The 23,258-nt window shown below is 68.8% G+C and carries 24 protein-coding genes; 9 read left to right on the top strand and 15 right to left on the bottom strand.

The window, feature by feature from the left end; all coding sequences use genetic code 11:
• Nucleotides 1-30 precede the first annotated feature (30 nt).
• On the bottom strand, nt 31-873 hold the full coding sequence (locus AB0P21_RS34330; protein ID WP_363702302.1) for a hypothetical protein: 843 nt from the start codon (nt 871-873) through the stop codon (nt 31-33).
• Between the two features lie 62 nt (nt 874-935).
• Between AB0P21_RS34330 and AB0P21_RS34325 the strand changes: the two genes are divergently transcribed.
• Nucleotides 936-1,820, top strand: coding sequence for an alpha/beta hydrolase (locus tag AB0P21_RS34325; RefSeq protein ID WP_363702300.1), 885 nt, complete (start codon nt 936-938; stop codon nt 1,818-1,820).
• Here the strand turns inward: AB0P21_RS34325 and AB0P21_RS34320 are convergent.
• From AB0P21_RS34320 to kdpF, 7 genes are read right to left on the bottom strand one after another with little or no spacing between them, the layout of a single operon-like run.
• Nucleotides 1,817-2,833, bottom strand: coding sequence for a magnesium and cobalt transport protein CorA (locus AB0P21_RS34320; protein ID WP_363702298.1), 1,017 nt, complete (start codon nt 2,831-2,833; stop codon nt 1,817-1,819). The two genes, AB0P21_RS34325 and AB0P21_RS34320, sit on opposite strands and share 4 nt — an antisense overlap.
• Before the next feature lie 16 nt (nt 2,834-2,849).
• A complete protein-coding gene (locus AB0P21_RS34315; protein WP_363702296.1) occupies nt 2,850-3,527 on the bottom strand; it encodes a response regulator in 678 nt (225 codons plus the stop codon).
• Nucleotides 3,524-6,109 carry a DUF4118 domain-containing protein gene (locus AB0P21_RS34310; RefSeq protein ID WP_363702294.1) on the bottom strand — a complete coding sequence of 862 codons (2,586 nt, stop codon included), beginning with the start codon at nt 6,107-6,109 and terminating at the stop codon, nt 3,524-3,526. Before AB0P21_RS34310 ends, AB0P21_RS34315 begins: the two co-directional genes overlap by 4 nt.
• A 16-nt stretch (nt 6,110-6,125) precedes the next feature.
• On the bottom strand, nt 6,126-6,713 hold the full coding sequence (gene kdpC, locus AB0P21_RS34305; protein WP_363702292.1) for a potassium-transporting ATPase subunit KdpC: 588 nt from the start codon (nt 6,711-6,713) through the stop codon (nt 6,126-6,128).
• Between the two features lie 14 nt (nt 6,714-6,727).
• A complete protein-coding gene (gene kdpB, locus AB0P21_RS34300; RefSeq protein ID WP_363702339.1) occupies nt 6,728-8,731 on the bottom strand; it encodes a potassium-transporting ATPase subunit KdpB in 2,004 nt (667 codons plus the stop codon).
• An 11-nt stretch (nt 8,732-8,742) separates the two neighbouring features.
• Nucleotides 8,743-10,377, bottom strand: a complete 1,635-nt coding sequence (gene kdpA, locus AB0P21_RS34295) for a potassium-transporting ATPase subunit KdpA (RefSeq protein WP_363702290.1) — start codon at nt 10,375-10,377, stop codon at nt 8,743-8,745.
• Nucleotides 10,377-10,466: a K(+)-transporting ATPase subunit F gene (kdpF, locus tag AB0P21_RS34290; RefSeq protein WP_363702288.1), complete on the bottom strand. Its 90-nt coding sequence runs from the start codon at nt 10,464-10,466 to the stop codon at nt 10,377-10,379. The genes kdpA and kdpF overlap by 1 nt, the downstream gene beginning before the upstream one ends.
• A 249-nt stretch (nt 10,467-10,715) precedes the next feature.
• On the opposite strand from kdpF, the gene AB0P21_RS34285 reads away from it, so the two are divergent.
• On the top strand, nt 10,716-11,351 hold the full coding sequence (locus AB0P21_RS34285; RefSeq protein ID WP_363702286.1) for a hypothetical protein: 636 nt from the start codon (nt 10,716-10,718) through the stop codon (nt 11,349-11,351).
• A 39-nt stretch (nt 11,352-11,390) separates the two neighbouring features.
• Here the strand turns inward: AB0P21_RS34285 and AB0P21_RS34280 are convergent, their stop codons facing one another.
• Nucleotides 11,391-11,786 (bottom strand): RidA family protein, encoded by a 396-nt coding sequence (locus AB0P21_RS34280; protein ID WP_363702284.1) that lies wholly within the window; start codon nt 11,784-11,786, stop codon nt 11,391-11,393.
• Between the two features lie 134 nt (nt 11,787-11,920).
• On the opposite strand from AB0P21_RS34280, the gene AB0P21_RS34275 reads away from it, so the two are divergent.
• On the top strand, nt 11,921-12,160 hold the full coding sequence (locus AB0P21_RS34275; protein WP_363702282.1) for a hypothetical protein: 240 nt from the start codon (nt 11,921-11,923) through the stop codon (nt 12,158-12,160).
• On the top strand, nt 12,153-13,151 hold the full coding sequence (locus AB0P21_RS34270) for a hypothetical protein (RefSeq protein ID WP_363702281.1): 999 nt from the start codon (nt 12,153-12,155) through the stop codon (nt 13,149-13,151). Before AB0P21_RS34275 ends, AB0P21_RS34270 begins: the two co-directional genes overlap by 8 nt.
• Here the strand turns inward: AB0P21_RS34270 and AB0P21_RS34265 are convergent.
• Complete coding sequence (locus AB0P21_RS34265; RefSeq protein WP_363702279.1) at nt 13,138-13,671, bottom strand: hypothetical protein; 534 nt, start codon at nt 13,669-13,671, stop codon at nt 13,138-13,140. The genes AB0P21_RS34270 and AB0P21_RS34265 overlap by 14 nt on opposite strands.
• Nucleotides 13,664-14,476: a class I SAM-dependent methyltransferase gene (locus tag AB0P21_RS34260; protein WP_363702277.1), complete on the bottom strand. Its 813-nt coding sequence runs from the start codon at nt 14,474-14,476 to the stop codon at nt 13,664-13,666. The genes AB0P21_RS34265 and AB0P21_RS34260 overlap by 8 nt, the downstream gene beginning before the upstream one ends.
• A gap of 200 nt (nt 14,477-14,676) precedes the next feature.
• Here AB0P21_RS34260 and AB0P21_RS34255 point away from each other — a divergent pair, with 200 nt between their 5' ends.
• Together AB0P21_RS34255 and AB0P21_RS34250 are read left to right on the top strand one after the other, a co-directional pair.
• On the top strand, nt 14,677-15,546 hold the full coding sequence (locus AB0P21_RS34255; protein WP_363702275.1) for a DUF222 domain-containing protein: 870 nt from the start codon (nt 14,677-14,679) through the stop codon (nt 15,544-15,546).
• Between the two features lie 37 nt (nt 15,547-15,583).
• Nucleotides 15,584-16,042, top strand: a complete 459-nt coding sequence (locus AB0P21_RS34250; protein WP_363702337.1) for an HNH endonuclease signature motif containing protein — start codon at nt 15,584-15,586, stop codon at nt 16,040-16,042.
• Between the two features lie 317 nt (nt 16,043-16,359).
• On the opposite strand, the gene AB0P21_RS34245 is transcribed toward AB0P21_RS34250, so the two are convergent.
• A complete protein-coding gene (locus tag AB0P21_RS34245) occupies nt 16,360-16,923 on the bottom strand; it encodes a cysteine dioxygenase family protein (RefSeq protein WP_363702273.1) in 564 nt (187 codons plus the stop codon).
• Complete coding sequence (locus tag AB0P21_RS34240; protein WP_363702271.1) at nt 16,920-17,834, bottom strand: amidohydrolase; 915 nt, start codon at nt 17,832-17,834, stop codon at nt 16,920-16,922. Before AB0P21_RS34240 ends, AB0P21_RS34245 begins: the two co-directional genes overlap by 4 nt.
• Before the next feature lie 149 nt (nt 17,835-17,983).
• Here AB0P21_RS34240 and AB0P21_RS34235 point away from each other — a divergent pair, with 149 nt between their 5' ends.
• The gene (locus tag AB0P21_RS34235) at nt 17,984-18,997 is read left to right on the top strand and encodes a LacI family DNA-binding transcriptional regulator (protein WP_363702269.1); all 1,014 of its coding nucleotides are present in this window, start codon (nt 17,984-17,986) and stop codon (nt 18,995-18,997) included.
• Between the two features lie 109 nt (nt 18,998-19,106).
• Here AB0P21_RS34235 and AB0P21_RS34230 read toward each other — a convergent pair whose 3' ends face one another.
• Nucleotides 19,107-20,570: a GAF domain-containing protein gene (locus tag AB0P21_RS34230; protein ID WP_363702267.1), complete on the bottom strand. Its 1,464-nt coding sequence runs from the start codon at nt 20,568-20,570 to the stop codon at nt 19,107-19,109.
• Between the two features lie 113 nt (nt 20,571-20,683).
• Between AB0P21_RS34230 and adh the strand changes: the two genes are divergently transcribed.
• Together adh and AB0P21_RS34220 are read left to right on the top strand one after the other, a co-directional pair.
• Complete coding sequence (adh, locus tag AB0P21_RS34225) at nt 20,684-22,207, top strand: aldehyde dehydrogenase (RefSeq protein ID WP_363702265.1); 1,524 nt, start codon at nt 20,684-20,686, stop codon at nt 22,205-22,207.
• Nucleotides 22,208-22,212: 5 nt separating this feature from the next.
• Nucleotides 22,213-22,596: a DUF779 domain-containing protein gene (locus AB0P21_RS34220; protein WP_363702263.1), complete on the top strand. Its 384-nt coding sequence runs from the start codon at nt 22,213-22,215 to the stop codon at nt 22,594-22,596.
• A gap of 50 nt (nt 22,597-22,646) precedes the next feature.
• Here AB0P21_RS34220 and AB0P21_RS34215 read toward each other — a convergent pair whose 3' ends face one another.
• Nucleotides 22,647-23,192, bottom strand: a complete 546-nt coding sequence (locus AB0P21_RS34215; protein ID WP_363702261.1) for a hypothetical protein — start codon at nt 23,190-23,192, stop codon at nt 22,647-22,649.
• Between the last annotated feature and the right edge of the window lie 66 nt (nt 23,193-23,258).

Here is a 23,258-nt window from a genome sequence, read left to right as displayed (position 1 = left end):
CCGGCCACCTTTCCAGCAGGGTCGAAAGGGTCAGAGCCGGTCGTAGGCCTTCAGGGTGCGGAGTGCTTGCACCGTCACGATGCCTCGGTATTCGAGGGTGGCTGCCTTGCCCGGGGGCTCCCAGGTGATCGCCCAGCCGCCGTCGTCCTGTTGGTCGGCGACGAGGCGGTCGAGGTGGCCCTCGAGCTGGGCGTCGTCGAAGAGTGGGCGCCAGACGCTGTCGGGGGTCGGGGCGAACTGCAAAGGCGTCACCCCGTACGACGGGTCCGCCGCGTCCGCCCGGTAGTACGAGACCTTCGGCAGCCAGTCACGCACCCGATCGAGGTCCGGCGTGCCAGCGTGTTCGAGGAACTCCAACGACTCGTGTACTGCGTGCGCGTCCTCCGGCAGGCCCTTGTCCAGCTCCGCTTGGCACCACGCAGCAGCTTGCTCACGCCAGGGGTGTTCGACGCCCAGCGCGTGCAACCGGCCGACCAGGCCGGCGGTCGGGTTGAGGGCCGGGGTGTAGGTCCACTCGGACATGTGCTCGGCTCGTGGGTAGCCCTCGATCACCGGCGAGGCGAGCGAGACGGCTCCCTCGGGGGTCGCCGTCGACTGCAGCCAGTCGACGGCTCGGCGTACTAGCTCGTCGTCTCGCGCTCCGGCGGCGAGCAGCACGTCGAAGGCGGTCTCCACGTCGAGCCCGGTGCTGTCCGGACAGCGCTTGTCCGGCTCCAGCCCGTGCCCGAAGCCGCCGTCCGCGTTCTGGTAGCCGCGCAGCGCGTCCACCACCCCGGCCGGATCGGCCCCTTCGAACACGGTCGCGAACAACCGCCGCTCCAGCACCCGCGCATCGGTCCGGACAAACTCGCGTGCAGCCTCGAAAATCTTCATACCGCCCAGCTTGCCGCGCCGGACCCTCTCAAGTCTTGAAGAAGTCAGCCATCATCTGATCCATGTCTGATGACCTGTACTCCGACGTGCTCGACGAACAGCTGATCCTTCCGGACGGCCGGACGGTGGCCTGGACCAGAAGCGGCGAAGGCATCCCGGTACTGCGCCTGCCGGGCACCCCGGGCTCGCGCTGGAGCGTGCGGGCCGACCGGTCGATCTGGGTCGAGCGCGGTCTCCAGGTGATCAACACCGAGCGGCCCGGGTTCGGCGACTCCACCCGGCTGCCTGGGCGGAAGTTCCGCGAGCACTCCGACGACCTCGCGGCGATCCTCGATCACCTCGGGCACGACAGGGTGCACCTGATCGGCGGCTCCGGCGGCGGACCGCACGTGCTGGCCTTCGCGGCTCATCACCCGGACCGGGTGCTCGCGGCCACGGTGATGGTCGGCTTCCCGCAGTTGGAGGACGACGAGTACGACCAGATGATCCCGTTCAACACCTCAGCCTTCCGGCTCGCGCGGGACGGCGACGAAGAGGCGCTGCGCAAGCAGCTCACCGCGGCGTACGAGGTGGTGAAGACGGCCCCGTTGGCTCCGCTCGAGGCCGCGATGGCCACAGCCCCGCCCGCCGACCTGGAGATCATGAAGGACCCCCGCTGGCGGGCCGGGCAGGAGCGCGCGACGGTGGTCGCGTTCGAGCACGGGATGGACGGGTGGCTGGACGAGATGCTCGCCCTGGGCGGCGAGTGGACCGACATCGACCTGGCCGCGATCAGGACCAGCCTGACCTGGTGGCACTCGCCGACCGACCGGAACTGCCCGTTCAGCGCCGCCCAGCGACTGATCGACAAGTTGCCCACAGCAACATTGCGGGAGCTCGGCGGCGGTCACTTCGAGCCCTACCAGCGCGAGGCCGAGATGCTCGACGAGCTACTGGCCCGCGGTTAGAGCCAGCCGCGTTTCTTGAACACCGTGTAGAGAATCAGGCTGACCACCAGCATCAGCAACACGGCGAAGGGATACCCGAGCTGCCAGCGCAGCTCGGGCATGTGCACGAAGTTCATCCCGTAGATGGTGCCGACGAGCGTCGGCGCGAACAGGATCGCGGCCCAGGAGGAGATCCGCTTGACCTCCTCGTTCTGCCGCAGGCTCAGCTCGGACAGCCGCTGGGTCTCGTCGTTCTGGCGCTGCGCGACCAGGGTGCCGTTGACGCCGATCAGGTTGATCAGCAGCACCTTGAAGCCGGCCGACTGCTCGACCACCCGCTCGACGTGGTCCTCCACGTCCCGCAGGTTGCGCTGCAGTTCCTCCCCGACCCGGTACTTCGAGAAGCCCGCCCGCAGGTCGGCCAACATGGCCGGCAACGGCTGGGTCGCGCGCATGAACTTGACCACCTCGCGGAGCAGCTCGTAGATCCGCCGGGACACCTCGGGATCGCCGTTGAAGACCTGGTCCTCGATCTCGTCGATATCGCCCTGCAACCCGTCGACCACCGGCTGGTACTCGTCGACCACCTGATCGAGGATCGCGTAGAGCACCGCCTCGGGGCCGAGCTTCAGCAGCTCGGGCGTCTCTTCCAGCCGCTTGCGGACGACGCCGAGATCCGGCGACTCGGCGTGCCGGACGGTGACCACGAAGTCGTTGCCGGTGAAGACGTGCAGCTCGCCGAACTCCACCCGCTCGACGTCGTCGCGGTAGGAGGCGGAGCGCAGTACGGTGAAGAGGACGTCGTCGTAGCGCTCCAGCTTGGGCCGCTGGTGCGCCGAGATGGTGTCGTCGACGGCCAGCCGGTGGAAGCCGAACTCGTCGCCGATCGACTCGATCTCCAGCGGGTCCGGCCGGTAGAGGCCGATCCAGGCCATCCCCTGCAGCGCCCTGACCTGCTCGTAGGTGTCCTCGAGCGTGTCCGGCTCGGAGACCCGGCGGCCGTCGACGTAGACCGCGTTGTCGATCACTGTCACTGCCGAGCCTCCTGACTCACGGTTCGAAGCGGTAGCCCATCCCAGGCTCGGTGAGCAGGTGGACCGGCCGGGCCGGGTCGGCTTCGAGCTTGCGGCGCAACTGACCCATGTAGAAACGCAGGTTGCCACCCGCTGTCTCGTACCCCGGTCCCCAGACCTCGGTCAGCAGCTGCCGCTGGGACATCAGCTTGCCCGGGTGCCGGATCAGCACCTCCAGCAGGTGCCACTCAGTCGGCGTCAGACGCACGTCCTCTCCCGACTCCAGTGTCACCCGCTTCGCCGACAAGTCCACCCGGGCCCCGCCGACAGTCACGACCGGCTCGTCCTGGGCGAGGTTGCTGCGCCGCAGTACTGCGCGCATCCGGGCCAGCAACTCGTCGATGCCGAACGGCTTGGTCACGTAGTCGTCCGCGCCGGCGTCGAGCGCCTCGACCTTGTCCGTGCTGTCGGTCCGCCCGGACAGCACCAGGATCGGCGCCTCGGTCCAGCCGCGCAGCCCGCGGATCACGTCGACACCGTCGAAGTCGGGCAGTCCGAGGTCGAGAATCACCAGGTCAGGCGGGTACTGCGCGGCCACCTTGAGCGCCGCCGTCCCACTCCCCGCGACGTGTACCTCGTACCGGCGGGCCTTCAGGTTGATCTGCAACGCGCGCACGATCTGCGGCTCGTCGTCGACCACCAGCACTCTGGTCATCCCTGCACCTCCGGTCCGGACGCGGACCGCTCCCGGCTGCCCGGCACCGGCGCGTCGTCCGGCCTCAAGGTTGCCACCGGCAAGGAGACGACCATGGTCAGGCCACCGCCGGGCGTGTCCTCCGGCTGCAGCGACCCGTGCATCGCCTCGGCCAGCCCGCGGGCCAGCGCGAGTCCGAGGCCGACGCCGGTGGTGTTGTCGGTGTCCCCCAGCCGCTGGAACGGCGCGAACATCCGGTCCCGCTCCTGCCGCGGGATGCCGGGACCCCGATCGATGATCCGTACTTCGACGATGTCGCCGAGCGAACTCCCGGTCACCATCGGCGGCCGGCCGGTTGGCGAGTAGCGGACGGCGTTGGCCAGCAGGTTGGCCAGCACCCGCTCCAGCAAAGCCGGGTCGGCATTGATCAGCGGCAGCGTGTGCGGGATGTCCACGGTGATGGCGGCGCTGCTGTCGCCCAGCTCGGCCAGCGCGCTCGGCATGATCTCGTCCAGCGCCATCGGCCGCGGGAAGACGGGCAGTACTCCGGCCTGCAGGCGACTCAGGTCGAGCAGGTTGTCGACCAGCCGGGTCAGGCGGTCGAGCGACTCGTCGGCTGTCTCCAGCAACTCGTCACGCTCGCCGTCGGTCCAGTCGACGTCCGAGCTGCGCAGGCTGGTCACCGAGGCCTTGGCCGACGCGAGTGGGGAACGCAGGTCGTGGCCGACGGCGCGAAGGAGCGCAGTACGGAGTTTGTCAGCTTCGGCGAGCGGTTTGGCCTCTGCGGCCGCCTCGCTCAGGCGGGCCTTGTCGACCAGCGCTGCCGCGTGGGCCGCGAAGGCTCCGACCAGGCGGCGCTCGTCGGCGGCCAGCGACCGGCCTTGCAGGACGAGCACGAGGTTGTCGCGACCGGGGATCTCGGCGTCACCGTCCTCGGGGCGCCGGCAGGTCGGCGTACCGGCGGAGGCGAGTGGGTGCCAGGTCTCGGTCAGTTCGTCGGTGTCGACGCGTTCCATCAGGCAGGCGCTGGTCATCCCGAAGGCTTCGCGGACTCGCTCGAGCAGCGCGGGGAGCGCGGTTTCGCCGCGGAGTACGGAGCCTGCGAGGGTCGCCAGCGTCTCGGACTCGGCTGCCGACCGCGCGGCCTGGCGCGTACGCCGGGCCGCCCGGTCGACCACCGAGGAGACCAGTCCGGCGATCAGCACGAAGATGCTCAGCGCGAGCGCGTTGTTCGGCTCGGTGATCGTGAAGGAACGGGTCGGTGGGGTGAAGAACCAGTTCAGCACCAGCGTGCCCGCGACCGCGGTCAAGAGAGCGGGCCACAGACCGCCGACCAGCGCGACCACGACCACGGCGAACAGGAAGGCCAACACGTTGCTGGTCAGGTTGAGGGTGTCGTCGCCGAGGCTGAACAGCAACGCGAACAGCGGCGGCAGGGCGACGGCCAGCGCGAACCCGTAGATCAGCCGGCGGCGCGAGAGGCTGCCGTGCATCCGGGGCAACCGGCCGCGGCCCATCTCCGAGTGGGTGACGATGTGGACGTCGATGTCGCCGGAGTCGCGGATCGCGCTCGACCCGATCCCGGGGCCGGTGAACAGCGCGGACAGCCTGGACCGGCGGCTGCCGCCGAGGACCAGCTGGGTGGCGTTCTCCGCGCGGGCGAAGGAGAGCAACGCGTCGGGGACGTCCTCGCCGACGACCTGGTGATAGGTGCCGCCCAGGCTCTCGACCAAGGCGCGTTGCTGGGCCAGTGCGGACGGGTTGGCGCCGGTCAGTCCGTCGGACCGGGTGATGTGGACAGCGAGCAGGTCCCCGCCGGAGGAGCGGGCGGCGATCCGGGCGGCACGCCGGATCAGGGTTTCGCCTTCGGGTCCGCCGGTGAGCGCGACCACGACTCGTTCGCGCGCCTCCCAGGTGGAGTCGATGTCGTGCTGGGAACGGTACTGCTGCAGGCCCGCGTCGACCCGGTCGGCGAGCCAGAGCAACGCCAGCTCGCGCAGCGCGGACAGGTTGCCGACCCGGAAGTAGTTGCCCAGGGCAGCATCGATCTTGTCGGCCGCGTAGACGTTGCCGTGCGCCATCCGGCGGCGCAGCGCCTCCGGGGTCATGTCGACCAGCTCGATCTGGTCCGCGGCCCGGACCACCCGGTCCGGCACGGTCTCCTGCTGCGGGACGCCGGTGATCTTCTCGACCACGTCGTTGATCGACTCCAGGTGCTGGATGTTGACCGCCGAGATCACGTCGATCCCGGCGGTCAGCAGCGCGTCGATGTCCTCCCAGCGCTTGGCGTTCCGGCTGCCCGGAACGTTGCTGTGGGCAAGCTCATCGACGAGCGCGACCTCCGGCCGGCGGGCCAGCACGGCGGCCAGGTCCATCTCGGTGAAGCTCGCGCCGCGGTGGTCGAGGATCTTGCGCGGGACCACCTCGAGCCCGTCGAGCATGGCGGCGGTCTGCTCGCGACCGTGGGTCTCGACGTACCCGACCACCACGTCGGTCCCGCGCTCGAGCCGCCGTTGCGCCTCGCCCAGCATCTTGTAGGTCTTGCCGACGCCGGGCGCGGCACCCAGGTAGATCCTCAGGTGCCCGCGGCCGCTTCTGCTCATCGCTCCATCGTCTCAGTCAGTTCCGGTCGGCCAGGTCGGCGTTCAGGGTGACCACGTTGACGCGTGGTTCGCCGAGAAATCCGAGCGTGCGGCCGGACGTGTTGTCCTTCACCAACTGTCGCACCTCGGCCACGTCGAGCCCGCGCTCCCGCGCAACCCGGTTGACCTGCAGTTCGGCGTACGCGGGGCTGATCTGCGGGTCGAGCCCGCTGCCGCCGGCCGTCAGGGCGTCGAGCGGCACCTTCGCCGGGTCGACGCCTTCGAGCTTGGCCACCGCCGCCCGGCGCTCGGCGATCAGCTTCGCGAGCTCCTCGTTGTTGGGCCCGTACTGCGATGCCGCGCTGCCCGCCGCGTCGTACTTGACCGCCGACGGCCGGGTCTGGAACAGCGACAGGTCCTTCGAGTAGTCCTGCCCGATCAGGTCGGAGGCGACGTCCTTGCCGTCGACCTGGATCACTGAGCCGTTCGCGTTGTCGTGGAAGAGCACCTGGGCGGCGCCCGTCATGGCGAGCGGGTAGATCACCCCCAGGCCGAGGGTGAACACCGCGAGTGCCCTGGTGGCGACCCCGAACTGGCGGAAGGTCGCGGGGAATCTGCTGGACATTTGTCTGTTCCTTCTCAGCCGATGCCCGGGATGAGCGAGATCAGCAGGTCGATGAGTTTGATCCCGACGAACGGGGTGACCAGGCCGCCGACGCCGTAGATCAGCAGGTTGCGGCGCAGCATCGCCGAGGCCGAGGACGGCTTGTACTTCACGCCGCGCAGCGCCAGCGGGACCAGCGCGATGATCACCACCGCGTTGAAGACGACCGCGGACAGGATCGCCGACTCGGCCGAGTCCAGCCGCATCAGGTTGAGCTTGTCCAGGCCCGGATAGGCGGCCGCGAACAGGGCCGGCAGGATCGCGAAGTACTTGGCCACGTCGTTCGCGATCGAGAACGTGGTCAGCGAACCGCGGGTGATCAGCAACTGCTTGCCGATCTCGACGATCTCGATCAGCTTGGTCGGGTTGGAGTCCAGGTCGACCATGTTGCCGGCCTCCTTGGCCGCCGACGTCCCTGAGTTCATCGCCACGCCGACGTCGGCCTGGGCCAGCGCCGGCGCGTCGTTGGTGCCGTCACCGGTCATCGCGACCAGCCGGCCGCCCTCCTGCTCCTTCTTGATCAGCGCCATCTTGTCCTCGGGCGTCGCCTCGGCGAGGAAGTCGTCCACCCCGGCCTCTTCGGCGATCGCCTTCGCGGTCAGCTGGTTGTCGCCGGTGATCATCACGGTCCGGATGCCCATCGCGCGCATCTGGTCGAAGCGCTCCCGCATCCCTTCCTTGACCACGTCCTTGAGGTGGATCACCCCCAGCGGCCGGGTCACCTCTTCCTTGCTGATGGCAACTACCAGCGGGGTGCCGCCGGACGCGGAGATGCCGTCGACGACGTCGCCGAGCTGGGCCACCACGGTGCCGCCCTGGTCGTGGATCCAGGCGGTGATCGCGCCGGCCGCGCCCTTGCGGATCTGCCGGCCGTCCACGTCGACGCCGCTCATCCGGGTCTGCGCGGTGAACTCGACGAACGACGCGTGCGGCAGCTCACCGGTGTGCCGTTCCCGCAGCCCGTACTTCGTCTTCGCCAGGACGACGATCGAGCGGCCCTCGGGCGTCTCGTCGGCCAGGCTGGACAGCTGCGCCGCGTCGGCCAGCTCGGTCTCGGTCACCCCGGCGAGCGGGATGAACTCCGACGCCTGCCGGTTGCCCAGCGTGATGGTGCCGGTCTTGTCGAGCAGCAACGTGTTCACGTCACCGGCCGCTTCGACCGCCCGGCCGGACATCGCCAGCACGTTGCGCTGGACCAGCCGGTCCATGCCCGCGATACCGATCGCCGACAGCAATGCGCCGATGGTGGTCGGGATCAGGCAGACCAGCAGTGCGACCAGCACCACGATGCTCAGGTCGATCCCGGCGTACTTCGCCAGCGGCGGCAGCGTCACGGTCGCCATCAGGAACACGATCGTCAGGCTGGCGAGCAGGATGTTCAGGGCGATCTCGTTCGGCGTCTTCTGCCGCGAGGCGCCCTCGACCAGCGCGATCATCCGGTCGATGAAGCTCTCACCGGGTTTGGTGGTGATCTTCACGACGATCCGGTCCGACAGCACCTTCGTCCCGCCGGTGACCGCGCTGCGGTCGCCGCCGGACTCGCGGATCACCGGCGCGGACTCACCGGTGATGGCCGACTCGTCGACACTCGCCACACCCTCGACGACGTCTCCGTCGCCGGGGATGATCTGGCCGGCCTCGACCACCACCCGATCGCCCAGCCGCAGTGCGGTAGCCGGTACCTCTTCTTCGGTGACGCCGTCAGCGGCCAGCCGCCGGGCCGACGTCTCGGTCTTGGCCCGGCGCAGCGTGGCCGCCTGGGCCTTGCCACGTCCTTCGGCGACCGCCTCGGCCAGGTTGGCGAACACCACGGTCAGCCAGAGCCAGACCACGATCCACCAGACGAACACGGTGGAGTCGGTGAAGGCGAGGATCGTGGCGGCGACGGCGCCGACCTCGACCACGAACATCACCGGGTTCTTCACCATCACCCGCGGATCGAGCTTGCGCAGCGCGTCCGGTAGCGAGGTGAGCAGCATCTTCGGGGTGTTCACAGTCCCTCCGCGAGGGGTCCTAGAGTCAGTGCGGGGAAGTAGGTCAGACCGGTGACGATCAGCACGACACCGATCAGCAGTGCGACGAACAACGGCCTGTGGGTGGGCAGCGTGCCCGCGTTCACCGGTACCGGCTGTTGCCGGGCCAGCGAACCGGCCAGGGCGAGCACGATGACGATCGGCACGAAGCGGCCGAGCAGCATCGCAATGCCCAGAACCGTGTTGTAGAAGGGCGTGTTGGCACTCAGGCCACCGAACGCGCTGCCATTGTTGTTGGCGGCCGAGGTGAAGGCGTACAGCACCTCGGAGAAGCCGTGCGGTCCACCGGTGTTGAAGATCGACGCCCGGGCGGACTCCAGCCCCATCGCGACCGCGGTGCCGATCAGCACCAGCGAAGGCGTCGCCAGGATGTAGAGCGAGACCAGCTTCATCTCCCGCGCGGTGATCTTCTTGCGCAGGTACTCCGGTGTCCGGCCGACCATCAGCCCGGCCACGAACACGGCCAGCACGGCGAGCACGAGCATCCCGTAGAGCCCCGAACCGGTGCCGCCCGGCGTGACCTCGCCCAGCATCATGTGGAACAGCGCAGTACCGCCGCCGAGTGGGCTGTACGAGTCGTGGGCCGCGTTGACGGCGCCGGTCGACGTACCGGTCGTGGTCGAGCTGAAGAGGGTGGAGGCCCATTCGCCGAAGCGGGTCTCCTTGCCCTCCAGCGAGTCGCCGCGCACCTCGAAGGCGGTGAGCGCGGCGGTGAAGGCGGCCCAGAGGGTCGTCATCACGCCGAGGATCGCGTAGCCCTGCCGCTTGTCGTTGACCATCAGGCCGAAGGTGCGGGTCAGCGCGACCGGGATCACCAGCATCAGGAAGATCTCGAACAGGTTGGACAGCGGGTTGGGGTTCTCGAACGGGTGCGCGGAGTTGGCGTTGTAGAAGCCGCCGCCGTTGGTGCCGAGTTCCTTGATCACCTCCTGGCTCGCGACCGGGCCGCCGGGCAGGTGCTGGCCCTGGCCGATCAGCGAGGTGACCTCGTGGCCGCCGGAGAGGTTCTGTACGACGCCCATCGCGACCAGCGCGAGGCCGCCGATCACGGCCATCGGGAGCAGGATCCGGGTGATCGTCCGGGTCAGGTCGACCCAGAAGTTGCCGAGCCGGTTGGTCTTGGACCGGGCGAAGCCGCGGATCAGCGCGACCGCGACGGTGATGCCGACAGCGGCGGACAGGAAGTTCTGCACCGCGAGGCCGGCGAACTGGACCAGGTGGCCCATCGTCACCTCGGGTGAGTAGGACTGCCAGTTGGTGTTCGCGACGAACGAGGCGGCCGTGTTGAAGGCCAGCCCCTGCTCGACGTTCGGCAGGCCCAGTGACAGCGGCAGGTACGACTGCAGGCGTTGCAGCAGGTAGAGGAAGACCAGGCTGACGGCCGAGAAGGCGAGCAGTGAGCGGCCGTAGACCGCCCAGGTCTGGTCCGCCTTGGCGTCGACCCCCAGCAACTTGTAGGCGCCGCGCTCGATCCGGCCGTCCTTCTCGGACGTGAAGACCCGGGCCAGGTAGCCGCCGAGCGGGCGGTACACGGCGGCCAGGAGCGCGACCAGCAGGCCGACCTGGAGCAGGCCGGCGGCGGTGTCGGACATCAGAACCTCTCGGGGAAGATCAGGGCGGCGATCAGGTAGAGGACCAGCGCCGCGGCCACCAGGAGGCCGGCGATGTTCTCGGCGCTCACAGCTTCTCCACCCCGCGCAGGGCGAACCAGACGGTCGCGAACGTGGCTACACACAGGGCCAGGTACAGCACGTCCTTCACGGCTGTCCCCACCTCTCGGCATCAGTGCTCATGTCTTCACTGAACTGCTTTGTTTGCGCCGTCAGCAGGGTTCTCGCAGCTCTCTCACACCCGCCCATCCAGCTCTCACACGTCTCTCGCATACTTACGGCTGGCATGAGCAGGCCCGACCACAGTGAGGGAAGACGCAGTGACTGAAGTGGACAACCAGGAGTTCTCCGCCACCGGGGAGCAGTTCTTCTCCGAGGAGAGCCGCAAGGCGCTGGCCGAGGCCAGCCGCCAGCTGGCCGAACGCCTGCAGGCCCACACCGAGGCCCTGCTCGCGATGACCGGTGAAGAGGACCAGAACGCCCTCTACGAGCAGAACTCGGCCCTCGAGGAGCTGGTCGAGGGCTGGAACGACGCCGTCTTCGAGCACACCGGGACCGCGCCGCTGCTGCTGGACGACGAGGTCGGCGAGGAAGAGGACGAGGAGGCCGAGGAGCTCGACCAGGTGATCAGCGTGGTGTCGCGGTTCGACCTGCGCGTGGTCGACCTGGAGGCGCTGCTGGAGGCCGGCCGGTCAGCCCAGGAGCGGCACCCGGCCGAGCTGGACGAGACCGGTGAGCGGGAGCCGGTCGAGACCGCCGAGCAGGCCATCTACGAGATCAGCCGCGAGGTCGGCGAGGCGTGGTTCGAGCTGCCGGGGGTCGATCTGGTGGCCGGCGCTCGCGCGTACGTCGTACCGGAGTACCCGTTCGAGGCGCTGGAGGCCGACGCCGAGGACGTCATCTCCGAGATCGGCGCCCCGAACGGCGCCATCACGCACGCGGAGACCTGGGCCTGAGCTTCGTCTGATCTGGGCCTGAGCTGAGCTGATCGCTGGTCAGGTGGCGGCGATCGCGTCGATCTCGAGGAGCCACTCCTCGGCGTAGATGTCGCAGATGATGATCGTCAGTGCCGGGGCGTGCTCACCGAGGATCTCCTCGCGGATCTTCGAGTTGAGCGCCCGGTACTGGCGGTCGGACAGGTAGGTGGTCACCTTGACCAGGTTCCGCAGGCCGAGCCCGGACTCGGCCAGTACGGCGAGCACGTTGCGCCAGACCATCCGGCACTGCTCCTCGAACGAGTCGGGGATCTTGCCCAGCTCGTCGGCCCACGGCACCTGGCCGCTGACGAAGACCAGCCGGCCGGCGCCGTCCACCTGGACGCCGTGCGTGTAGTTGCCCGTCGCGGCCGGCAGGATCTGCGGGTTCAACGGCTGGATCGAAAGCTCTGACATCGGTGTGGTCCCCCCACGTAGCGCGGTTTGGGCATGTCTATCCTGCCGACCGCCGAACCGGCCACCCCCTTCCGTGTTTGTCACCGACAGTGCATTCTTGGCGCGGGGAAATCACGCACTGTGGGGGTGACGGGGTGGCGGACGTGTACTGCCGGTGGGAACGCCGGCGCTATCAGGAGGACGAGTTCGAGCTCGGCGTGAGCGGGGTGCTGGTGCACTTGGGGAGTAGTCCGCTGCATACGGTCAACGGCCGGCTGGTCGATTCCGGGCTGGGGCTCGAGAACTCGTACATCGAGAGCCCGCCGAGTGAGGAGTCGTATCTCGACAGCTCGACGGCCGAGGAGTCGTATCTCGAGAGCCCGCCGAGTGAGTGACCGTGCGGGGCGTTTGTTGCGGTTGGCACGGGGGTTGCCCCGGCCTGCCAACCATGAGGAGCGCACGGCGTTCTTCGCGGCCCGGATCGCGCTGGCGACAGCGAAGTACGAGGCCGAGCTTGCCGAGCGGGCTGCTGCCGCGGCGGCCGAGCGGGCGGAGCGGGCTGCGCTGCAGAGCGCTGGGCGGGCGGAGCAGGCCGCAGTACTGAGTGCTGATCTGGCTGAGGTGAAGGCCGACCTGGATGCCGATCGCGCGTCGGCGGCGGCGTTCAGCGAGGCGATCTTGACGGTCGCCAAGGGTGGGATCGACCGGGCCCGGGGCAGTGCGGAGTTCGTGCAGAAGGGCGCGACGGCGATCTTCGCGCTGTACACCGGTGCGCTGACGTTGGCCTTCTCGGTCACCGACAATCCGTTGCCTGCGCGCGGCATCCTGCCCAGCCTGTTCCTGGGCTTCGCGGTGCTGCTCGCGACGGCGTACCTGGCCTTCCTGACCCGCGGCGACCGGGTGAAGGATCCGGCGGACGCGGCCGGCGTACCGGAGGCGCAGCTGAACCGCACCCGGACGTTCGTGGCCTGGACGAACTCGAGCGTGCTCAACCGGGCGCCGCTGCTGCGCTGCGCAGTAGTTGCCCTAGGCATCGGTGTGGTCTCGTTGCCGGCCCCCTTCCTGACCCCGCCGAGCGACCACCGGGTGGCCGAGGTGGTCTGCTCGGCAGGACAGGAGAAGGACCCGACCACGGGTGTCTGCGTGGCACCCTGGCCCGAGGTCCCGTCCGGTGCCGCCGCAGACGCTCCGCTACGGCAGAAGCTCTACGAAGCGCAGCTCGCCGAGGTGACAGCGAGCCGCGCATCCGCCCGCTCCGGCGCCACTGCGGCACCGGACGACACCAGGTGGGTGGTCGGGGCTGCGGTGATCGGTTTGGTCGCGATCTTCCTTCCCCTCGTGCTGGCCGGCGTAGGTAAGGCGAGCCGCCGGTTCAAAGGCCGCTGAACACCTCGTCTATCGGGTCTTTGCGTTGGTACGGCCTCCACCCGGTCAGATACGGCTGCACCAGCCACCGGATCCGCCCGGTGTCCTCCAACCACGTGCCCGGCGCCGGCACCCAGTCGGCCACGCCTGAGCGCAGTACGCCGCCGGCCCGACGCACCTGCTCCCGCGACACCGACCCCGTGACCACAAAGAACCACCACTGCCGCTTGGCCGGCGCCATCGCCGTCGGACAACCCGCCTTCAACTGATGGTTCAGCAACGCCCCGTACTGCGCCGGCAACTGCATCACGTCGAACCCCTCAGCCACCAAACCAATCCCCCAGCTGTCCGGGCCGGTCCAGACCTCGTCGGCGCTGGTTCCGTCGCGGACCACCTCTCCCGCCGCGTGGGGCTCGATGCAGGCTTTGCCGCAGGGGCAGCCGCCTCGGTGGGGTACTGCGAGGGGCACGACCGGCCAGCCGTTGGCGGCGTACCGGACTGCTTCCTCGTGGGTCTTCCGCCGGCGCCGGCGGTCAAACACACTGACCGACCGCGAACAGCAGCGAGCTCGACGGGGTCAGCTCCGGGTGGCGGTCGGCGAGGCGGGAGCATTCCAGCGCGGTCTCCATCGGGACCGGTTCGCAGAGGAAGTCGGGGAGTTCGATCTCGCCGAAGTACCGGTCGAGGGCGACCGTCAGCCAGCCGCCGGGGCCGGTCAGCCCGTGGATGGTGACGGACCGCAGACCGGCGTTGGTCAGCTCGGTCCGCAGTTGGGTGGTGGTGTGGTACGTCGTCTGCGCCATCCGCTCGTTGTCCGGGCTGTACCCCGTCTCGAGGATGTCGGTGACCACTCCTTGCCGCTTCAGCAGCGTGTTGGCGATCGTGGACCCGATCAGATTGGCCGCCCGGTTGATCGCCACCACCGCCAGGAACCCACCCGGCCGGACCACCCGGATGGCCTCCCGCAACGCCAGCCGCCGATCCGCCGCCTCGGTCAGGTGATAGATCGGTCCGGCCAGCAACGCTGCGTCGAACTGCCCGTTCTCCCACGGCAACCGCCGAGCATCCCCTTGTACTGCGCTGAGCCCCGCCGCCGTCGCCTGCTCGACGTGCCGCTCGACGGGATCCAGCAACTCGACGGAGTACCCACGCTCCTGCAACCAACAGGCGTGGGCCCCCGGCCCACCCCCGATATCCGCCACCTCGGCCGGCGGCTCCGGCAGGTAGCTCCCCAGCAGATGCTGCATCCGGGCCAACTCGAACCGCCCGCGCAAAGTAGAATTGAGTCTCGTCTCCTCGTCGTGCAACGACGTGTAGTGCACCTCGAAATCAACCTGAGTCGTCATAGCATCCGACTCTGCTGACCTCGCGGACAGCGGCACAGGCCATTTCGCGGGGCATCCTGGGGCAGATCAGGCACTCTCGATATCCACATCCGCAACCGTCCTGTGGACAACCTGACCGGATCCGGTCACTCGTAGATCCCCTTATCTACAAGGGCTTTCGGCTGCGAAAACTGTCGGTGGGGTTGTCTAGGCTCGTGGGTATGGAGATCGAGCAGCTACCCGCATCGTGCCGACTGAGTGACAGCGACCTGCTGTCCACTCTCGACACCGTCGACGCTGCCGTGAACGCGCTGCAGGCCTGGTCGTGGCAGGCAACGGCCGACCTGGAACGACGCGGCCTCGCCAAAGAACTCGGCGCCAAAGACACCACCGAACTGCTGTCCCTGCACCACCGCCGCAACCCCGGCGAACTCCGCCGCGACCTCAAACTCGCCCTGCTCCTCCCCCACTACGAAGCCGTCACCACCGCGCTCGACACCGCCGTGGTGAGCCCCGCGCACGCCAAAGAAATCATCACCACCCTGGAGAAAGCACCGCCGACTGTTCCGTCCGAGGACCTGCGGTTCGCCGAGGACCAGCTGATCGACACCGCCCGCATCCTCACCCCACTCGAACTGCGCGCCTTCGGCCGCGAAGTCCTCACCCGCCTCGACACCGACGGCCCCGAACCCACCGACCCCTACCAGGACGAAACCCTCTGGCTCAAACCAGTCCACGGCGGCATCAAATTCGGTGGCTACCTCGCCGCCGAAAACGCCGAACTCCTGAAGACGGCGCTCTACGACCTGGCCAAACCCCACAAGACCATCGACGGCGACCCCGACCCGAGACCACACGGCAAACGCCACGCCGACGCCCTCGTCACCATCCTCGAGGTCGCCACCGGAGCCACCGCCACCCCCCGGCATCCCCGGCGTCCCACACCTCACCGTCACCATCGACTTCGCCGACCTCCAAGCCGCCACCGCCCACGCCGTCGGCGAGTTTGTCTTCAGCGACAACCTCACAGCCGCCGCCGTCCGGATCCTGGCCTGCGACGCCCGCGTCCTCCCCCTCGTCCTCGGCACTGATTCTCAGCCATTGGATGTCGGCACCGAACTGCGGTTCGTGTCTCGCTACATCCGCCGCGCTCTGAATCGCCGCGACAAAGGTTGCGTGATCTGTCATGCCCCTCCCTCGAACTGTCACGCCCACCACTTGATCCATTGGATCGATGGCGGCCCCACCTCCATCACCAACCTGGTGTTGCTGTGCGGCGCTCACCACCGTGCGGTCCACGCCGGCCACTGGACCATCACCATCACCAACGGCGTTGTCGCGGTCGCCCGCCCGACCTGGGCCGACCCCACCCCGACCAACCCACACACGTTGATGAGCCACGTCCTGGAGCAGCACGCGTCCACGACGATCATGGTCGATCCACCACCCGACGCACGCGACCCGCTCCGCGCTGCCAACCTGGTCACCGCAGGGTCGCCTGCCGGAGGCTTGTCCTGGCTCAGCCCAGCATCAGTCGCCGACCTCAACCCATGGGGCGAGTCAGGCATCCCCTCGGCCGGTCCCTAACCCCCACCGCACCACGGCCCGGCCGCCCAGCCCGCAGCGCCCACCGAACCCGGTGGACGCCAACCGCCCACGCCTACCACCTCAGGCCAGGCCCCCGACTAACCGCACCCACCAGCTCAGGCGGGTCGAGCAGTACGCCGAGTCTTCTTCGTGCCATGCAAACGAGCGAGCTCTCACCTGATCTGCTGGTGAGAGCTCGCTCGTTGTCCACAGGCAGGCGGAGAACCACGGCCTGCGCCAGCCACTGAACTATCTATTTCTGTACTTGTTCTTCGTCCTGGAAGCTTTGTTGTCTTGCTCCCACCGATTGACTCGGGTCAGTCCAGGGGGCGGAGTTCGTCGGCGTAGGAGACCGAGACCCGGCGCAGGACGCCTTCCTTGACGGAGTACTGGCCCATCCGCCACAGCGGCGGGCTGTAGGCGTGGATGGTGACGCTGCCCGGGGCCGAGCCGACGACGCGGTGGATGTGCTCGGGGCCGAAGCCGTAGACGTCGCCGGCCTCGATCTCGGTCTCGATCGGCTCGGTGCCGATCGCCAGGTTGTGCTCGACGAGTTGGCCGCGGGCGACCGCGACGGCGCCGGAGGAGATGTCGTGGTCGTGCCAGCCGGTGTCGTTGACCGGGGTCCAGCAGATCAGCCAGACGTCGACGTTGGCGTCGCGGTGCAGCGACGCGAAGACCCGCTCGTCGTCGCTGTAGGCGACCTGGTCCTCCCACAGGTGCGGCTGGGCCGCCAGCCCGCCGGCCAGCTCGGCCAGCTCGTTGGGGGTGAGATCACGTCCCGGAAGGTTGTCGAGCGACAGACAGTCGTTCAGCTCCACGAGCCGGCTGGCATGGCGCGCGGGTACGACGGGTGTGTCTTCGACGGGCTGAGCAGTCACTGCACTCCCCTCTCAGGAGGTGGCACCGGTCCGTACAGGAGCCGGTGCGGGTTGTCGTGGCGAATCACCGCGGTCGCGGCGTCGCCCTGGCGGAGGTCGACGGTCCCGGCGTACGGCCGGTCGGTGCCGTGCACGACCTGGTCGATCCCGAGGACTCTGGCGACGGCGTCAATCCCCTGCGGGCCGTAGCTCGAGGTGTCGACGTACAGGTTCGAGTCGATGGTGCCGAGCCGCCCGCCGCGGGCGGTCAGCCGTTCGTGGTGCACAGGCGCCAGGCCAGCCGCGGCGACGAAGCACAACCGCAGTTTCGGGTACGCCGTACGCCCGCCGAACGCGTGCCAGGCCCACCAAGCGGCCTGCAGCTGCGCCGTGTAATCGACCACCGGCGCCCACCACCCCGGCAGCTCTTCGCCAGGCGGCAACGGCGTCCCGGGGTGCACGAGAATCGGCTTGTTCAGCCGCTCCGCCAGCCCCAGCAACGACGCAATGGCTTCCCAGCCACCCGGCGAACCCAGCACCTGGGCAGGTAGCTGAAGACCCAGAAACCCGTGTCCCAGCAGGCCTTCCAGCCCAGCGAGATCCGGCTCCAACAGGTCAACGGCAGCCCAGGCCTTGAACGGCTCAGGCAGCGCGGCAGCACCGACGTGCCAGGCATCCAGGAGAGCGGCATCGCCCAGCAGCTCGATCCCGAGCGGACTGGACAGCGACAGCCCGACCAGCGAGGTCCCCTCGTCCAGCTCGGCCGCGATCCGCTTGTCCACGGCATGCGCGGCCGGATCCACCTCGTACGGCGCTTCGCCGATGGTGTGCAGCGTCCAGCCGGCCAGGTACGGCGGCTCGGTCCGGGCCCGGAGGCGGTCGACGAACTCGGCCGGCCAAAGGTGCTGGTGGACGTCGATCACTCCACTCACGCGTCCACCTCCACAGCCGGCTGATCCTCTTTGAAGCGCTTCAAGACTCCCGTAGTGAAGCGCTTCAAAGCCTGATCTGTCAAGTTCCACCCGGCCAAAGTGCACCGGTCGACAGGCCTATGTCCCCGCCGTGGCCTAGGGTCGGTTCCATGTCCGGAACTGGCCGCAGGCCGACCCTCAAGGACATCGCAGCGGACACCGGGCTCTCGATGGCCGCGGTCTCCTACGCGCTGCGAGGTCTGCAAGGAACGCCGGAGACGCAAGCGCGGGTGCAGGAAGCCGCCGGGCGTCTCGGCTACCAGGCCGACCCCGTCGCCCGCGCGCTCGCCTCCGGCCGGAGCGGTTCGGTCGGCGTCCTGTGCGCCTCGCTGGAGGACCTGTGGCAGCAACGGCTGGCCGCCGCGCTCGGCCGTGAGCTGCTGGCCCCCGACCGCAACGCCTGGATCATCGACTCGGCCGGCGACGCCGACCGGCAGCTTCAGCTCGCCCAGCACCTGGTCGACCACCGCGCCGACGCGATCGTGGTGATCCCGATCGATCCGGGCGCCAAGGGCTGGGCCAAGATCGCTGAGCAGGCGCCGGTGATCGCGATCGGCGACGGACTGCCGGCCGCGAAGGCGAAGTCCGAGGTGCTGTTCGACAACGAGACCGGAGTCAGCACCGCGCTGCGCCGGCTGGCCGACGCGGGCCACCGCGACGTCGCCGTGCTGAGCCCGTCGCGCCGGTTCGACATCGAGCGCCCGGCCGAGGAGATCGCCCAGCGGATCGCGCTCGACCTGAAGCTGACGGTCCGGATCGTGCCCTGTCCGCACGACCTGACCAGCGCCACCGAGATCGCCCGTGAGCTGCTCAGCGCCGCCGGCCGGCCGACCGGCATCCTGGCGCTGGCCGACTCGATGGCCTTCGGCGTGTACGCCGCCGCCCGCGAGCTCGGCCTCCGGATCCCCGACCAGCTGTCCCTGCTCGGCTACGACGACCAGCCGATGTCCCAGCTGCTCAGTCCGCCGCTGTCCACCTTCCATTGGCCGCTCGACGACCTGGTCGCCGACGTGGTCAGCAGAGTCACCTCGGCCGTCGACACCAACCGCCGGGTCCGCCGGACCACGGTCGAGCCGACCCTGATCGAGCGTGGCTCGGTCGCCGCCGCGCCCTCGCAGGCGTGACGACGACGCTGAGTCACCCACGACGGCCACACCTGCGAAACTAGACTAGTTCACTGCACTTAAATTCCACTGTCCAAGATATGGAACTGGCAGCTTCGGACCGGTCGCGCTAGTTCGCCAGCCGCCCGAGCCGGGCCGACACCGCGGGCCGGCGGTGGTCGCCGGCCGGCAACTCCCGGTCGAGTACTTCGAACACCTCGAGGTCCTCGGCCCCCGTCGAGGTCTGCGCGAAGCGCCAGAGCAGCTCGGCATCCGGCGAGTCCAGTACTGCGCGCCGCAGCGTCGCGTCCAGCTCGTCCCGCTCCACCCGCAGCGCCGGCGCGTCCGACCGCCCGAGCAGCGGACCGGAGTACAGGTCGACGGCCTTGGCCAGGTCTCCGCTCCCGAGCGCAGCCAGTACGTCGGTGACGTCACCCGACGCCTCGGCGACGATCCGGTACGGCTTGGTGTCGAGTACGCCGGGGCCGAGCAGATTGCGAAGCCGGTGCATCTCGGCGCGGACCGTCGTCGGGTTCCCCTCGTCACCATAGAGCTGCAGCATCAGCTGCTCGGCCGTCAGCCCCGACGGATGCAGGAGCAGCAGCGCGAGCACCTCGGCCCGGCGCAAGGTCAGGGCGACATCGCGGGTGCCGACGGTGGCGACCGGCTGGCCGGAGCCCAGCAGCTTGAGCCGCAGCAGCGGGCGGCGTCGGCGTACCGGGCCGGGGATGCGTAATAGATAGCCTTCGTCCAGCTCTTCGACCACGGCCTCGCGACCATCGCCGAGCTCGATCCGGGAAGCTCCCGTCGAGACGTCCAGGCGATCAGGCAGCCAGGCGAGCGGCTGGACGGCGAGCACCCGGCCGGTCGGGGTGAGCAGCGCACCGGGGGCGTCGCCCAGCGCGGTCAGGTGGCGCATGTTGCGAGCGCGCAGGCTCTCGTCGGCGCTGGCCATCCGGACCCGGAGCTGCCCTTCGGCGAGCTGGGCGGCTGCCGTCACCAGCGCCATCATGGCGGGGTGGACAGTGCGGAGCGGACCGCTGACGTCGACGGCGCCGATCACCTTGCCGGTGTCCGGGTCGTGCACCGGCGCCGCGGCACAGGTCCAGGCGTGGATCCGGCGGACCAAGTGCTCGGCGGAGTGGATCTGGACCGGTTGATCCGCGGCGAGCGCAGTACCCATGCCGTTGGTGCCGATCGCGTCTTCGGACCAGACCGCTCCCTCGGTCAGCGCGATCCGGTCGGCCTGCCGGCGGACGTCGGCCGCGCCTTCGCGCCACAGGATCAGCCCCTGCGCGTCGGTGACGATCATGATGTGGGAGGCCTCGTCGGCGATGCTCGTCAGGGTCGCCCGGAGGATCGGCAGCACGGCGCGCAACGGGTGGGCGTCGCGCAGCGCGGCCAGCAGGTCGGCCGCGAGCACCATCGGCGGGCCGTCGAGCTCGGGGTCGACCGAGGCGGCCAGCGAACGTTGCCAGGACTCCGCGACCAGTGGGCGCGGCTCCAGCGGGCGCGGCACACCGGGCACCCGGCCCCCGCCGAGCACCTCGTCGTACAGCTCACTGAGCCGGCGCGCCTGCTCCGGTGCGTCCACGCTCCAGACTCACCTGGAAAGAGCGCGCATTCAAGAGCGAAAGCTCTGCAACGTCGGTGCAACGTCGCCCGATTTACGGTGCGGGCCAACGCTCTTTTTCTGCAGGAGGATTAATGACGATCTATGCAGCGCCGGGTAGCGACGGCAGTCCGATCGAATTCAAGTCCCGGTACGACCATTTCATCGGCGGCGAATGGGTGCCGCCGGTCAAGGGCGGCTACTTCGAGAACCCGACTCCGGTGACCGGTGAGAACTTCACCGAGATCGCGCGAGGCACCGCCGACGACGTCGAGGCCGCGCTCGACGCCGCCCACGGGGCGGCGCCGGGCTGGGGCCGGACGTCGGCGGCGGAGCGCGCCAACATCCTGAACAAGATCGCCGACAAGATCGAGGACAACCTCGAACTGCTCGCCGTCGCCGAGACCTGGGACAACGGCAAGGCGGTCCGCGAGACGCTGGCCGCGGACATGCCGCTGGCGATCGACCACTTCCGGTACTTCGCCGGCGCGCTGCGCGCCCAGGAGGGCTCGATCTCGCAGGTCGACGACGACACCGTCGCCTACCACTTCCACGAGCCGCTCGGCGTGGTCGCGCAGATCATCCCGTGGAACTTCCCGATCCTGATGGCGGTCTGGAAGCTGGCCCCCGCGCTGGCGGCCGGCAACTCGATCGTGCTGAAGCCGGCCGAGCAGACGCCGGCCTCGATCCACGTGCTGATGGAGCTGATCGCCGACCTGATCCCGCCGGGCGTGCTGAACATCGTCAACGGGTTCGGCGTCGAGGCCGGCAAACCGCTTGCCTCCAGCAACAGAGTGGCCAAGGTCGCGTTCACTGGTGAGACCACGACCGGCCGCCTCATCATGCAGTACGCCTCGGAGAACATCATCCCGGTGACGCTGGAGCTCGGCGGCAAGAGCCCGAACATCTTCTTCGACGACGTCGCGGCGCACAACGACGCCTTCTACGACAAGGCGCTCGAGGGCTTCACGATGTTCGCGCTGAACCAGGGCGAGGTCTGCACCTGCCCGTCCCGGGCGCTGATCCAGGGCGGCATCTACGACCAGTTCCTGACCGACGCGAAGGCGCGCACCGAGGCGGTCAAGCAGGGCAACCCGCTGGACACCGACACGATGATGGGCGCCCAGGCCAGCAACGACCAGTACGAGAAGATCCTGTCGTACATCGACATCGGCAAGGCCGAGGGCGCGAAGGTGATCACCGGTGGCGAGAAGGCCGACCTCGGCGGCGACCTGAGCGGCGGCTACTACATCCAGCCGACCATCTTCGAGGGCGAGAACCGGATGCGGATCTTCCAGGAGGAGATCTTCGGCCCGGTCGTCTCGGTGGCCAAGTTCGACGACTACGCCGACGCGATCAAGACCGCCAACGACACCCTGTACGGGCTCGGCGCCGGTGTCTGGTCCCGCGACATGAACACGGCGTACCGGGCGGGCCGGGAGATCCAGGCCGGCCGGGTCTGGACCAACTGCTACCACGCCTACCCGGCGCACGCGGCCTTCGGCGGCTACAAGAACTCCGGGATCGGCCGCGAGAACCACAAGATGATGCTCGACCACTACCAGCAGACCAAGAACCTGCTGGTCAGCTACTCGCCGGACAAGCTCGGGTTCTTCTGATCCTGATGACTGTTGTGGAGAGAGTCTCCTACACGGAGGAGGCGGCGGAGCTGCTCCGCCGCCTCACCGAGATCCACGGCGCGCTGATGTTCCATCAGTCCGGTGGCTGCTGCGACGGCAGCTCCCCGATGTGTTACCCCGACGGCGAGTTCAAGACCGGCAACGCGGACATCCACCTGGGTGACCTGGTCATCGACGGCCTGGATCAGCCGGTCGCGTTCTGGATGTCGAAGAACCAGTACGAGTACTGGAAGCACACCCACCTGACCGTCGACGTGGTCAAAGGCCGCGGTAGCGGCTTCTCGGTGGAGGCCCCCGAGGGCGTCCGCTTCCTGATCCGGTCCCGCCTGTTCAGCGACGAGGAGTCCGCCACCCTGGGACTCCTCTGACCCCCTGAACGAGTGCCGGCCCTTCGGTGGCGTTGCCGAAGGGCCGGCACTCACCTGCCCAGATGAGCAGCCAGCTCCGCAGTACTGCGAACGCCGTGGTCCAGCACGGCGGCATAGATCTCCGAACCGCCGACCTGGTCGGGATAACCGGAGTACGTGGACTTGAGCCGGAGGATCGCCTCCTTCTCCTCCACCGTGGCCGCCTGTACCCGCAACGCGTCGGCGACGTGCGGCCGCTCGACAGCGTGCACCCAGATGGTCAGGTCGATCTTCCAGCCGGCATGCCGTAGTACTGCGTAGAACCTCTCGTCCGTGAACTGCGGGGTCGGCCGACGGTCAGCACGCTCGTCGCGGAAGTCGACGGACAGCAGCTCGACCCGCCGAGCGATGTCGGCGAGGCCGGCCAGTACTGCGCCGGCGGTGGCGTCCGGGGCGGTGAACATGACGTCGAGATCGCGCAGTACCAGCAGTCCCGACCGGGCACTGCCGATCAGCAGTGCGGGACCGAACGACGGGAATGCCCGCTCGAGCTCGAGGCGGGTGAGCAGGTCGTTGGCTTCGTCCTGCAGCGTTTGGGCCTGGGCAAGCAGAGACATGGGGTCGACGCTAGGGCTGGGAACCCTGTTGTTGCCAAGGGTTTTCCCTGTCAGGGTAGGGATAAC

Source organism: Kribbella sp. NPDC056861, assembly GCF_040687575.1.
Lineage (GTDB): Bacteria > Actinomycetota > Actinomycetes > Propionibacteriales > Kribbellaceae > Kribbella.
Note: the sequence above shows the minus strand (reverse complement) of the source record. Positions and strands in the feature narration are given on the sequence as shown.

Bases quoted from the DNA above. Each gene is read 5' to 3' on its own strand.
- AB0P21_RS34280 (WP_363702284.1), bottom strand. From the start codon at position 11,786: ATGTCAGAGCTTTCGATCCAGCCGTTGAACCCGCAGATCCTGCCGGCC.
- kdpA (WP_363702290.1), bottom strand. From the start codon at position 10,377: ATGTCCGACACCGCCGCCGGCCTGCTCCAGGTCGGCCTGCTGGTCGCG.
- AB0P21_RS34255 (WP_363702275.1), top strand. From the start codon at position 14,677: ATGGAGATCGAGCAGCTACCCGCATCGTGCCGACTGAGTGACAGCGAC.
- AB0P21_RS34215 (WP_363702261.1), bottom strand. From the start codon at position 23,192: ATGTCTCTGCTTGCCCAGGCCCAAACGCTGCAGGACGAAGCCAACGAC.
- AB0P21_RS34330 (WP_363702302.1), bottom strand. From the start codon at position 873: ATGAAGATTTTCGAGGCTGCACGCGAGTTTGTCCGGACCGATGCGCGG.
- AB0P21_RS34310 (WP_363702294.1), bottom strand. From the start codon at position 6,109: ATGAGCAGAAGCGGCCGCGGGCACCTGAGGATCTACCTGGGTGCCGCG.
- AB0P21_RS34325 (WP_363702300.1), top strand. From the start codon at position 936: ATGTCTGATGACCTGTACTCCGACGTGCTCGACGAACAGCTGATCCTT.
- adh (WP_363702265.1), top strand. From the start codon at position 20,684: ATGACGATCTATGCAGCGCCGGGTAGCGACGGCAGTCCGATCGAATTC.
- AB0P21_RS34220 (WP_363702263.1), top strand. From the start codon at position 22,213: ATGACTGTTGTGGAGAGAGTCTCCTACACGGAGGAGGCGGCGGAGCTG.
- kdpB (WP_363702339.1), bottom strand. From the start codon at position 8,731: ATGCTGCTCACCTCGCTACCGGACGCGCTGCGCAAGCTCGATCCGCGG.
- AB0P21_RS34235 (WP_363702269.1), top strand. From the start codon at position 17,984: ATGTCCGGAACTGGCCGCAGGCCGACCCTCAAGGACATCGCAGCGGAC.
- AB0P21_RS34260 (WP_363702277.1), bottom strand. From the start codon at position 14,476: ATGACGACTCAGGTTGATTTCGAGGTGCACTACACGTCGTTGCACGAC.
- kdpC (WP_363702292.1), bottom strand. From the start codon at position 6,713: ATGTCCAGCAGATTCCCCGCGACCTTCCGCCAGTTCGGGGTCGCCACC.
- AB0P21_RS34315 (WP_363702296.1), bottom strand. From the start codon at position 3,527: ATGACCAGAGTGCTGGTGGTCGACGACGAGCCGCAGATCGTGCGCGCG.